The 12,737-nt window shown below is 58.2% G+C and carries 10 protein-coding genes; 2 read left to right on the forward strand and 8 right to left on the reverse strand.

What is annotated here, in order from left to right:
* Positions 1–5 precede the first annotated feature (5 nt).
* The 6 genes from AC0L3J_RS29135 to AC0L3J_RS29160 form a co-directional block, all read right to left on the reverse strand.
* On the reverse strand, positions 6–1,382 hold the full coding sequence (locus AC0L3J_RS29135) for an oligosaccharide flippase family protein (RefSeq protein ID WP_473349295.1): 1,377 nt from the start codon (positions 1,380–1,382) through the stop codon (positions 6–8).
* Positions 1,375–2,370, reverse strand: a complete 996-nt coding sequence (locus AC0L3J_RS29140) for a hypothetical protein (protein WP_473349296.1) — start codon at positions 2,368–2,370, stop codon at positions 1,375–1,377. Before AC0L3J_RS29140 ends, AC0L3J_RS29135 begins: the two co-directional genes overlap by 8 nt.
* 336 nt (positions 2,371–2,706) lie before the next feature.
* The gene (locus AC0L3J_RS29145; protein WP_473349297.1) at positions 2,707–3,999 is read right to left on the reverse strand and encodes a glycosyltransferase family 4 protein; all 1,293 of its coding nucleotides are present in this window, start codon (positions 3,997–3,999) and stop codon (positions 2,707–2,709) included.
* Positions 4,000–4,011: 12 nt separating this feature from the next.
* Positions 4,012–5,001, reverse strand: a complete 990-nt coding sequence (locus tag AC0L3J_RS29150) for a glycosyltransferase (protein WP_473349298.1) — start codon at positions 4,999–5,001, stop codon at positions 4,012–4,014.
* Entirely contained in the window at positions 4,998–5,525 is a 528-nt protein-coding gene (locus tag AC0L3J_RS29155; protein ID WP_473349299.1) for a serine O-acetyltransferase, read from the reverse strand. The genes AC0L3J_RS29150 and AC0L3J_RS29155 overlap by 4 nt, the downstream gene beginning before the upstream one ends.
* 177 nt (positions 5,526–5,702) lie before the next feature.
* Positions 5,703–6,722: a glycosyltransferase family 2 protein gene (locus AC0L3J_RS29160; protein WP_473349300.1), complete on the reverse strand. Its 1,020-nt coding sequence runs from the start codon at positions 6,720–6,722 to the stop codon at positions 5,703–5,705.
* Positions 6,723–7,229: 507 nt separating this feature from the next.
* Here AC0L3J_RS29160 and AC0L3J_RS29165 point away from each other — a divergent pair.
* Complete coding sequence (locus AC0L3J_RS29165) at positions 7,230–8,342, forward strand: WecB/TagA/CpsF family glycosyltransferase (protein WP_473349301.1); 1,113 nt, start codon at positions 7,230–7,232, stop codon at positions 8,340–8,342.
* Between the two features lie 55 nt (positions 8,343–8,397).
* Positions 8,398–10,827 (forward strand): tetratricopeptide repeat protein, encoded by a 2,430-nt coding sequence (locus AC0L3J_RS29170; protein WP_473349302.1) that lies wholly within the window; start codon positions 8,398–8,400, stop codon positions 10,825–10,827.
* On the opposite strand, the gene AC0L3J_RS29175 is transcribed toward AC0L3J_RS29170, so the two are convergent.
* Positions 10,824–11,681: a hypothetical protein gene (locus AC0L3J_RS29175; protein ID WP_473349303.1), complete on the reverse strand. Its 858-nt coding sequence runs from the start codon at positions 11,679–11,681 to the stop codon at positions 10,824–10,826. The two genes, AC0L3J_RS29170 and AC0L3J_RS29175, sit on opposite strands and share 4 nt — an antisense overlap.
* A gap of 411 nt (positions 11,682–12,092) precedes the next feature.
* Complete coding sequence (locus tag AC0L3J_RS29180) at positions 12,093–12,677, reverse strand: polysaccharide biosynthesis/export family protein (RefSeq protein ID WP_063993606.1); 585 nt, start codon at positions 12,675–12,677, stop codon at positions 12,093–12,095.
* Positions 12,678–12,737: the final 60 nt, after the last annotated feature.

Here is a 12,737-nt window from a genome sequence, read left to right on the forward strand (position 1 = left end):
CATGGTCATTCCCAAAACAATAGAATTAGCTTACCCGCCAAAAAGCCGACGGCTATCGCGGGGCAGGCGACGAGCTCTCGCCGCCAATCTAGAAAACGTAGCCTCTTGCTCAAAATACTTATTGCAAAGATGCAGATGAGACTGCTGATCACGAGACCCACGAGCGCACCTGAAAGCCCTGCCACTGCGAAGCCGATTGGCATCGCGCATAGTAATGTTACAAGGCGCAGCAGATTAATGGCGGTATTTAGTTCTGGTCTATTGAGAGCGATAAAGGTTTGTAGAGCCAGTTGCGAGGGAATCAATAGGAGACCCACACAAAGGATCTGCAGCATCCAACCAGCGTCGGCATATCGCGCGTCATATAGTATGGCGATCAGGCGCGGCGCGAACTCGCTCAAGAATCCGAAGCTGGAATACGTCAGAAGCGCGATGACAAAATGGAGTTTGTAGTAGGCCGCCTGGAGGTTGGAAGGTCTATTTCGAATAACTTCGCTGATTGCAGGATATCCGACCCCAACGACGACCCTCATGAGAAGTTGCTCAGTCACGAGGAACATATTGAAGGCAATTGCATATATTCCGAGCGTCGGTGGATCGACCATGCCGGCCAAGAGAAGACGGTCTGAATTTGCGACTAGCGCTCCTAAGACTGAACTTGCCAAAATCCATTTGCCGAATTGGAGCACTTCTCGGGCTGCGGCTGTCTCCCATTTAATCCGGTTATGGTGTCCAGGCAGCGCCGTATGGCTCAGCACTGCCGAGGCAGCGGCGGATGCGATTCCGCCGATCACAAGGGCCCAAATAGAGCGATCGACCATGACCCAAGCCAACATTGTTGTAAGACCAACAATTTGCGCCGCGATTTCGATCAGAACAATTCTTTGAATATGCAGGCGTCTGTTTGCCTCGAAGATCTTGGTCGACGTCATTGCTGAAACAATCGCCGATAGCGAGACGATCGCGATCACATATGGCAGGCGATGGTCGGCATAAACACTGTCAATCGGTGTCCACGCGTGCTGCTGGGCAATCGCAAGCCCCCCCCCGATGGCAAGTCCGGTGAAAGCGAGTTGACCTCCTCTGAGGATCTGGATTGTCCAGACTGTGTTGAGGAAAGTTGGGTCAACGCCTCGTTTGCTTTGGATGACACTCTTGCTCAGGCCGAGATCGCTGAGCACTGCAAGAGTTGCCATAATCACGGTCGCGACGGCAGTAATTCCGTACATCTCAGGCGCAAGAAGCCTCGTCATGACGAGATTTCCACCAAATCGGATGGCTTGGCTTATGCCAAACCCTCCGAGGCTCCAAATGCTCGCACGGATAACGCGTCTACGGAGAGGCGCATGACTGTCGATATTAGCTTCCTCGCTGCTACTCATTGACTAAAAAACGGCATTTTGACACGTGCGTCTGTTGTCGCATGCTCCGGATTGATCGGAGCAGTCGTCTTTGTATCCTGCGCCGCATGCCACCCTGTCGGAATGCCAGGGGCAGTCGCGTCCTGAGCCAGTCGGCTACGTCTGGCCTGAAGTGCTCAAACTCGCTAAGGAACCAGGACGAGCCATCCTGCGAGTTGAGAGTATGGTGATAGTGGATCACCTTCGCTTCGTGTGCCTGGCCCCTTTGGTAACTCGATGACGAAGGCGTCATGTGAAAATTGCAATAGTGTGAGAGATTGCGCCATCTCAGCTTCAGTTGCACCACGGAGAAGGCCAGCGCGACGTCATCACCCGGCTGTGGCAGGCGGGGCGTGTACGCAATGTGGCTGTCCAACATAATTTCCAGATCTCGGACGAATTGCCGGCCGAGCCCGAGTGTTCTTCGGAAAGAATAAACTCCGGAATGTAATCTGAGCCGCACCCTTAGTTGATCCTTTTGACCGATCGCCCAAGGCAGACTGTCTATCGGAACGCCATAGGTGTCCGCCAAAGCCTGCCAGTACGGCTCGTGTGGGTCCCCTGGCCCGGTTGATCCGACATTTCTGCTGATTGCTGCGCAGGCAAAATCCTCGTCCGGCTGCAACAACAGTTGTTCAGGCTCCGAGACCACCAGCACGTCCGAGTCGAGCCAGATCACCTGCTCGGTTTCCGCCAGTTCGTCCGCGAGTTGGGCCGCCAGCCCCTTGTTCATGTAGACAAACCAGTCGCGCCGGTTTCGCAGGTTTCGTCGCACATAGATGGCGCCGAGTTCGTCCAGCTTGCGCAGCGTGCTCCGGTCCAGGGACGGGCCCATACGCGGCGTCACGACGAGGACGGGGGCCTCGGCCATGCTTCCGCCGAAGCGCCGCAGGGACTCGACGGCCAGCACAGTCTGGCCTTCCAAGACGCCGGATTCAGCGCAAAAAAGAAAGGAGTATCTCGGTTTCATCGAGCGCTTTCGCTTCCACGCGCCATGGACACGACGAGGTCCTATGGAAAATGGTTAAAACTGGTCTAGGAGCGAGGTCCCATGCCGACTGTCTAGTTCGATTGGCGGAGAAACGTCAATGTTTCTGTCCGTCGACCGCGGTCCAAGGTAAACCGGTCGAGCGATGACCTGCGACCTGCGGCTTGCCGCCTCCGGGGAGGGACGCGAGCAGCGCGGCGCAAGTGGCTGTTTTGCCCGACGTGGCCAACGACACCGTGGCATACACCGTTCACCGCCATTGACGGCTACTTTGCATGGGGTTGTTTTCGCGATTTTGCTGGGACGGTTGCGAGGCCGTCAGTTCGCGGTTCGCGGTGGCTCGCTCGGCGCCCCGCCGTCCGGCGGGTCGCCGTAGATGCGGCCCCAATCGCTCGTCTCGCCGTGGGCAGGAAACAGCTCCGACAGCATTCGCGCGACGGCGGCCGGATAGCTTTGCGTCCGGTCGAAGAACTGTGCTGAGAGAGCCGTCGTGGCTGAGCGGAGCCGGCCGTAGAACACAGGCTCGGAGGCGAGGCGGCGGATCTGCTCGGCGTAGCTCGCCGGGTTGTTGGTTTCCGCTTCGGCGATGGCCGGCCCCAGCACGTCGAGCGCATTGGTGACCTTGCTGGCCACGATCGGCAGGCCGGCGATCACCGCCTCGGCGCAGACCTGCGGCATACCTTCGGGGAACGTGCTGGTGGTCGGGACGATGACGGCGTGGCAGGAATGGTAGAGCTCCAGAAGGCGCTCCCGCGGGAGATGACCGTGCAGGAAGATGGCCTCGTCCAGTTGCTTCTCTCGCACCAGCTCGCGCAAGGCGGGCAGCGCGCCGCCGTCGCCGCAGACGTGGATCACGACGGGGACGGTGCACCGCGTCTTGAGGATATCCGATATCGCGACGAGGTCGAACACGCCCTTGTCGGCCTCGACCCGTCCGGCAAACATAAGATGGAACGGTCCGTCACGATAGCCTTGCGTCGGATTGAATCCGTCGCGGTTGAACTGGCAGCGATACTGGAAGAAGGGGATCGCATCCCGGGCCTCGGACAGCACCTGCCTCTCGCATTCCGGCGATACCCCGATGGCGCCGGCGGCGATGCGGCGGAAGAACTGCTGGTTCAGCTTTCGGACGACGCGGCCGGACAGCGAGGTCGGAGGAAAGCCCTGCGGCCAAAGCACATTGTGCAGGTTCGGAACGACGCGAATGCCGACGAGGCGAAACAGCGTCAGCGCGAAGTAGTGGCTTGTTCCGGAATCGATGAAGGCAACGTCGGCGCCGAAGCGCGAGGCGCGGTAGGCGAGATAGCAGGCCCATTTGAGCTGGAGCAGGTGGAAGGCAAGTCCCGACCGCTGGACGTCGCCGGGCTGCTTCCGCCGGTTCTCGGCAACGATAACTCCGTCCTCAATGCTGTCGACGCGCGGATGGGACGAGATCGCCAGAATGGGGTATCCGGCGGCCTTGCAGTAGTTGAACAGCTGTTCCGAAAACGCCAGGCTGGTGGTCGATGCAGTGCCACGCGCCATGGCCTCGCGATGAGCGCGGACCTGATCGCCCGGCGCGAATGCCGCGAACAGCCGGATTGGCCGCAATTGTGCGCTGCTGTTTCCCAAGATTGGCATTCCTCACTTGTACTCGATGATGGTGGGCCCGCGCCCTAGCAACCGATCCAAGACAAAGCGGACCATTCCGGTCGTCTCCGCAAATCGCCCCAGCAGCTCCAGCAACGCGAACTTCACCCGGTCGGGCCAGGTACCCGGCTGGCGCAGGATCCGGCGCAGCACCTGGAGCGGATAGATCAGCAGCAGGGTCAGCCCCGGCAGGCCCACGATCGCGATGCCCGCGGCGGCCGCCAGGGGAAGCCCGGCGCCCCAGAGCCAAGCCCGCCGGGATTCCCACACCCAAAGCCGCTCGGGCGGGGTGCCATGCACGTGGCTGCACAAAGCGAAAGCATAGCCGCTGCGCACGTTTCTGCTCCACCACTGGCTGAACCGTGTGATCGCCGCGTCATGGAGCGTCATCTCCGCATCGATCCGCCAGATTGCCCATCCGGCCCGGCGTAGCCGGACGCAAAGTTCGGGCTCTTCGCCGGCAATGAAATCGTCGCGATAGCCTCCGACGCCCAGCAGGGCGTTTGTCCGCATCATCACGTCGCCGCCGCAGGCGCGCGCCGGGCCGCACGGCACGTTCCATTCGGCGTCGCAGATGCGATTGTAGATCGAACGTTCCGGATAGCGCTCGCGGCGGCGGCCGAAGACGGCACAGGCATGGGGGTGCTGTTCGAGAAATTCGAGCGCCTGCTGCGGCCAGGCTTGTCCGAGTTCGCAATCGCCGTCGACGAACTGGACGAATGGCAGGTTCGGCTCGAGCTCCATGAGCCTGCGAAATCCCGCATTGCGCGCGCGAGCCGCGGTAAAGCCGCGGCTCATATCGAGCACGACCACCTCGGCGCCGTGGCTGCGGGCCCATGCGATCGAGCCGTCGGTCGATCCGGAATCGACATAGACGACGCGCGCTGCACCGCTGGCGGGGCGCAGGCAGCCTTTCAGGCGTTCGCCTTCGTTGCGTCCGATTGCAACAACGCCGTAGGGCGGTGAAACCTTTGCCTCGCTCACCGTTGCTCAGTCTCTGCTGCGGCGGGTTGTCGCGATTTCACAATCGCTGGTACACCGACTGCGATCGAATTGGCCGGGACATCTTGCAGCACGACCGCGTTGGCGCCGATCACCACATTGTCGCCCACCTTAATCGGTCCAAGAAGTTTCGCCCCCGCGCCAATGTCGACGTTGTCGCCGATCACCGGGGCGATCGGCTCCTCGACGCGACGCAAACCGACGGTCACTCCATTGCGTATCCGACAATTGTCGCCAAAGCGAGCATACCCACTGATGATGATGCCGCCAAAATGGTCAATGACAAAATTTCGACCGACGACGGCCTCACACGGAAGCTCGACGCCGGTGATGATCTGCATCAGCTTGTAGAGGATCTTGTAGAGCAACGAGAGCGCCTTGCGGAGCGGTGCTGGGCGTACACCATAGCGCCAGCGTCCGAAGCGGTAGACAATCATGACCCAAAAGCCTTGCGCACCGCAGTCACGACCGTGGGCTTCGAAATCGGCTTTTATATTCTCGAACATTGTGAACGCCCGTCACCGTGTCTTCGTCTGCCATCGTAACTACGCCGCGCTATGTTCCGAGCCCTCTGGCAGCATGCTCGCGACCCGACGGACAGGCGTCCGAGCGGCATTCCATTCTATACGGTAAATCAGTGGTATCTCTTTGGGTGGCCGTCCCAACGCAAGAGTCTGGTGCCCTCATTGCAAAGTGTCTACCTGAACGCGGGCAAACCCCGACGCGAGCGCTGGGTTAGGCACGTTCTTGAGCTTGAAACCAGTCGAAAATACACTGTGTTTGATAGAATCGCTAAGGAGGCAAGGAGCCATGTTGTCCGATCGCCCGGTGAGCGCCACACGAAGCTTCCATAGCGTCATGCCCAGGATCAATCCCGCGTCCGCCATAGCGGCGTAAAGTGGACCGTGATTCTTCAAGAAATAGCGCCTACGTGCCTCGAAGGAATAAGATGGCTGGCGCTTGGGGACTTTGACAGTGACGCCGGTCGATTGTCCCACCAGATGCACCACCCGGCTCTCTGGAACGTACCAGATCGACCACCCGGCCTTTCGTGCGTTGAAGCAAAGGTCAACATCTTCAAAATATGTATAATATCCCTCGTCTAGGAGGCCAATGCTGCGAAATACATCTGTGCGCACGATCATGCTCGCGCCTGCCGCCCAGTCAGTCTCGATAGGATGATCTACGACGGGGGGGGCTACGACCCATCTTTGAAGTAATCGGCTCACTATCCCCAGCTTGAGATTACCCTCAAACTCACTGATTGGAGAGGGAAAGCGAAACGCTGATCGTTGCGGCGTGCCGTCAGGATCTTCTAGGCGACTCGCGGCGATGCCAATGTGCGGGTCGCGCTCCATGAAGTCGATGAGCTTTTTCAGGGCACCGGGTCGGACGATGGTATCGGCGTTGAGCAGCAGTATATAATCCGGTGGGTCGGTGGACTGAAGGGCAGGTTGAAGTATGACATTATTTCCGCCTGTGAAGCCAAGGTTGGGATTGACGGCTGTCAGCGAGCACCAGCCTCCCCAACCATTATCCCGGATTGCCTGCTGTAGTCGTTGGACGGCATCGCCGCCTGACCCATTCTCGCAAACGGCGACATGTGTCGATGGTAGCTGATCTATCTCTGCCGACAGAGATCTGAGGCAATCGACCGTTAGATGAGTGACCTTATAATTGGCGATGACAACTAGCAGCTTCAACGGAGGCTCGCTTTATTTCCATTTGAAATTATGGTCGGCCTGCAAGGGTACCCCGTTCATCCTATTTGTCTCTGCACAAGATTGCTAGTTCTATTAAAATTGCTCGCCGGAAAACGTGAAAACTAGGTTAAATTCGAGGGGCTAATCGCCAACGCCTGGTGGCGTAGAAGCGCCTTCAGCGCTGCAGTAGCGTTTGGGTTGCACGCCGCGCCAGAATGTCTAAGGGGCTTCGACGGAATGTCGGAGAGTTCCCTCGCTGAAACAGCGGCTATCTTGTTTCTTTGAGTCTTTAGGCCGCACGGAGGGAACATGCCTTGGCCCATATTAATCACCTTTATTTAAATGCGCTTCCCGCCGTCGATATTCGCATGCTATGCAAGGACGCATTCGGTTGTGCTTATTTTGACCGTAGGTCGAGAACGAGTTCAGTTCGCGAGAATTTTGGTCTTGAATACCTCAGGGACGGCGCGCCTCAGCTCACTTAGCCCTTCTGCTGGCGGCGAGCACATGGGGTCGGCCAAAACGATTGATTTCAAGAGCGACGGCGCGCGCAACGTGTACGGCTTGCTAGGCCTACCCGTCGATGCAATAGACTTGAGGACACTCATCGCCACGATGGATGAGGCGGCGGCGAAACGTGAGCCATTTTTGATTTCAACGCCCAATGTCAATTTCCTGATCAAGAGTCACAGTAACGCCTCCTTTCGCTCGAGCATTCTAATGAGCGATCTGTGCCTTGCGGATGGGATGCCTCTGATCTGGATCGCTAAACTTCTCCGCGTGCCTATCCGCGAAAGGGTGGCGGGTTCCGACCTTTTTGGCCGCCTGAAGGCGAGGACAGGCACCCGACTGCGCGTTTTCTTGCTTGGCGGGACTGCAGACCTTGTTGAAAGAGTTGGAGAGAAGCTGAACGCCGAGCGATGCGGGCTGGACTGCGTGGGGGTGTTAAATCCGGGGTTCGGATCTGTCGAAGAGCTGAGTTCGCCGAACATCATTGCCCAGATCAATGAAAGCGGGGCAGACCTGCTCGCCGTTTTTCTTAGCGCCGAAAAGGCGCAAGCTTGGCTCATGCTTAACCATCACCGGTTGACCGTTCCGATCCGCGCGCAGTTCGGTGCGACGATCAATTTCGAAGCGGGGGCGATCCAACGGGCGCCTCCGCTACTTCGAAGCACTGGGTTCGAGTGGCTTTGGCGTATCAAGGAAGAGCCCTACCTTTGGCGCAGGTATTGGGCGGACGGCAAAGCGCTAATTCAGATTCTCTTCAACGGCGTCCTGCCCCTCTCGATTGCTGCCAGGCTTACTCGTCAACGGACCAAATTCGCGGTCCATCGGCGCGATCAAGATGGGGCAGTGACGCTAGAGCTTTCAGGTTCGGCCACCGCCGATGAAGTGGAAGCTCTGCTTCCCTACATTCAGCAAGCTATCGAGGACAACAAGCCGATTATCTTTGACCTCAGTACTGTTGACTATACGGATGGCCGCTTTTTTGGCGTGTTGATCGAAGCCAAGAAGCAACTAGTGCGGCGCGATCTATCGTTGGTCATTACCGGCGTTTCTCCGCGCCTGCGGCGAATTTTCAGGCTAAACAGGTTTGAATTCCTGCTGTCCGATAGGTAATGGACGAAGTAGACCTTTCCCGGTTCGACCGCAGGCAACAATTTGGATATCAAAGATGAGAGCTGTCCTTGATTCGAAATCAACCTTTGTCCGGATGACGGTCTGGAAGCCCTTTGGGTTTGGATTGATAGCCGTCCTGCTCGCTGGCTGTGGTTCTCCTGAGCAGCGTGCCCAGGAGTACTATGACAGCGGCATGGCCCTGATCTCCAAGAAAGATGACCTCGGCGCAAGGCTCGAGCTTCTCAAGGCCGTGAAATACAAAAGCGACAAGGTTGAGGTCTGGAAGGCCCTGGCCGGGATTGATGAGCGTACGAAGGCGAACTCGTTGTTTCTCGATCTGCGAAGGATTGTCGAACTCGATCCGAAAGACACCGACGCGAGAGTGAAACTCGCGAGGATCATGGTAGCCGGTGGAGGTGCAGAGCCGGCAATCAAGATTTTAGATGCTGCCAACGAAGGTGATAAGCCGAATGCCGGGCTACACGCGGTAAGGGCTTTGGCCCTCGTCAGGATGAACGATTCTGCCGGAGCCGTCCGTGAGGCCCAACGCGCCTACGATATCGATCCCACCAACATTGATGCCGTAACCTTGCTCGCCTCCAAGAAGCTCGCTGACGGCGATAGCGGCGCCGCGATCAAGATGCTTGATGCGGTTCCGTCACAGGCTCAGGACGCTGACCGATTGCGCGCCACACGCTTGCGGATCGACATTCTCCTCAGGAAGGGCGATCTTGCGGAAGCGGAAAAGCTGGTGCGCCAGCTGGTAGCTGACCATCCGCAAGAAACCTCAACTCGCCTTCAGCTGATCCAGATTCTTACGGCCGAGCGGAAATTCGATGATGCCGAGAAGGAATTGCGGGCACGCGTCGCATCCAGTCCGACGGATAGCAAGCTGGAGCTTGACCTTGTTCGCTTCTTGAACACGTTCAAAGGCGCGGACGCGGCACGGGCCGAACTGGAGTCTCGGATCAACGCCGGCGGCGATATATTCGACTACAGATTTGCTTTGGCCGAGCTCAATTTTATCGGGAACCGCCAAGGTGATGCGATCTCCGATTTGCAGAAGCTGGTGTCAGAGACGGGTAACGCCGACCAGAAACTGAAGGCACAGGTCAGGCTTGCCGAGATGTTGACCGCTAAGGGCGACAAGGCCGCGGCAGAGCCCTTGATCTCGGAAATTCTCACGAAGGACCGCCGCAATTCCGGCGCGCTTCGCCTGCGCGCGGCTTACAGCCTCGACAAGGGACAGACGGACAGTGCCATTGCGGATCTGCGCGAAGCGCTTGCAGACCAGCCAAAATCGCCCGAATTGCTGATTGCCCTTGCGCTGGCGTATGAGCAAGGCGGAAAGCCTGAGCTAGCGGACCGTCAATACGCGGAAGCCCTGAAGAACTCGAACACCAATATCGAGGTCGCCCTAAGATACGTTGCCTTCCTGCAGCGCCGGAGCGATGCCGCGCGAGCTGAGGACATCTTGACGGAGGTTATTGCTCGATACCCGGGCAACCTGCAGGCGCTTTCGTCGCTCGCACAGGTCAAGCTCAGTCGACAGAACTGGGAAGGTGCCCTCGCGATTGCGCAGACGATTTCTGCCAACAAGGACGGTCGTGTCGTTTCTGACCAGATCAAGGCCGCAGCATTTGCTGGCCAACAGCGAATCGGCGAGAGCATTGCCGCGCTTGAAGACGCCCACAAGGCCGCGCCAGATGCGATCCAGCCGGCGGTTGCGCTGGCATCTTCCTATATCCGAGCCGACCGTGCTGCCGATGCGGCGACCGTCTTGCAGGAAATGAACAAGCGCTTTCCTGACAACGCAGAGCTTTGGGTCATTCTTGGCCAGACGAGACTGGCACAAAAGAAAGACCAGGAAGCAATCACCAGTTTCCAGGAAGCGATCAAGCGGAAGCCAAAGGACGCGTCCGGCTATAGCGCTCTGTCGGATTACTACATCCGTATCAAAAATTACGATGCCGCCGGAACGGTCTTGCAAGGTGGATTGCAGGAGAATCCGCAAAACATGGCTCTGCGGATGTCATCCGCGAGCCTGCAGATCTTGAAGAATGACAATGCCGGAGCGATTTCGCAGTACGAGTCGATTCTGAAGGACCAGCCGCAGGCGCAGTATCTGATCGTGATCAACAATCTTGCCAGTCTGCTCCTCGATACCCGGTCCGATAAGGAAGGTCTGGAGCGAGCTGCTGCTCTGGCGGAAAGGCTGAAAGCATCGAACGTACCTCAGTTCCAGGATACGGTTGGATGGGCACGCTTCAAGCTTGGTGACATCAAGTCGGCGATCGCGATCCTCGAGCCAGCAGCGGCGAAGTCGCCGACCCTCTCTGCCGTGCACTATCACCTTGGTCTAGCCTATGCCGCGGATGGCCAGGCTCTGAAAGCCAAAGAAGCACTGGAGACCGCCGCCAAACTCGAGTCGGATGGGACCGAGCTCAAGAAGAGCATCCAGGATGCGTTGAAGACGACCCTTTAGTTTCCGTGCGGGAGTACGAGGAAATTGTGCGTGGCAACGAACATCAGACTGTGTGAATCGGCCGGGCCCGTTCCGGACACTGTGGGGGTGCCGGTCAGCGGGTCGAAGATCGTTGTGCCGGTGCTTGCGAACCGGTGCTGATACCGGTAGGTGAATTGCAACGATACATCGCGCATCGGAGTGTAGCCATAGGTTGCGGCAACTGAGGCGTAGTCGGTTGTTGCTCCGGCAATTTGCCGGTTGCCGGTTGCCGAGATGGTCAGGTTCTCACGGCTATTGATCAAATAGTTCAAGCTGGCAGTGACAACATCACGCTTAATCAGCGACCCCACGATGCTTGGTCCAACGGACTGGCTAGCAATTACCGACAGCGTCGCGCTCTTCATGAACTTGTAGGTCAATATGGCATCGCCGATCCAGTCGAGTGCCGTACTTCCGATTGGAAGATTCGAATTCAGTCCGCCGATTGCAGACGTTGAGACGCCGCGATCGGTCACCAGATAGGCTGCGCCGATGTTGCCCCTGAACGACAACAGCGACGACAGGGCGGTGTCGATGCCGACCTGATTGCGGAAGATGCTTATCTGCGTGCTGAATGCATTGTCATAGGCGAGCAACTCTGCTTCCGACGACAGGCTGACGCCCGTAGTGGAGCCGATACCGTGCCGCCAAGACCCCCGCGCGAGCGTGTCGGTGAATGCAGTGCCTCCGCTCGAGGGCTCGTAGTAGGTGCGAGTTGATGACGCGAACAAGCTGGCGGTGTCTCGCGCGTTGAAAGAACGATCGATGCCGCCGGTTGCGGTGAATCGATCGAGGGAGCCACTGACCGGCGCGACGATGCCGAGGTCATTCAAGAGCGCTAGCGACGTGCTCTGCTGCCTCCAGACAGCCTCGACATATTCCCGGTCGGATCTATTCTTCCCGAATTGTTCATAGTGTGCTTTCGCCCCATAGGTGAGACCCTCTGGTATTCCGTCAGCGCCTGGACCCCACCATTTCCTGTAGGAGCCATCGCCGTCGAGGACGAGCTTGGATGCCGGTGTCAGACCCTCAGCAGTGCCCGTTATTGTGGAGTAAGAACCGAGCGAACCGGCCGGATAGGATCTCAAAAATTGGTTGCTGTTGAGTTCGACAGTCTGGCTTTCGGAGGTTCGGAGCGACCAATCCCATGCAAAAGCGGTCCCCGGTGTAAGCCCGAGCGACATCGAGACCGCGATCGCAATCCTCTTCACAGTTAGGCCCGCCCCGGGTGCACTTTAGCTTGTCTAGTCGAAGAACCCTCGTTCTGGCACCATGATGACGTCGCCGGCTCGCAACGCAACGTTACCTTCGAGATCTTCGCCGGCCTCATAAGCCCTGTAGTTGAATACGAAGATTGTCTCGTCGCCACCCGGGGCGCGCCGGCGCACCTGTATCCGCTTCTTCGAAGCGTAGGGGCCCAATCCGCCGGCAAGGGAGATGGCCTGCATCAGTCTCGTGGGCTGCCTGATGACGTAAGGGCCTGGCCGCAAAACCTCGCCTGTGATGAAGATCTTGGGCTTGAGGTCCTCTTCCGGAATATCCTTAGGCGCGTTGGCCAATGCGACTGTCACGTCCAGGGCGTCATCTTTGTAGTTTGGCTTCAGCTTCGCTCTGAGCACGTTTTCGAGCGCAAGGGGGGTGAGGCCGCGGGCCCGGATATGGCCGGCCAGCGGAAAGGCGATCTCTCCGAGGGGGTCAACGACCACAGTCCGGTCGAGCTTCGGATCCTGCAGCACGGTGATCGAGAGGGTGTCTCCCGGCTTCAGCGTCTGGGAAAAGGCGGAAGTGGCAAAGATTGCCATGAACACTGCCAGCAAAATCGTCCGCATGCTTTTTTCCTCTTCGCGAAGGCTCAGATGTGCGAAGTTAAAGTATTAACCCTAATCTTT

It is taken from the genome of Bradyrhizobium sp. Kon37, assembly GCF_055807535.1.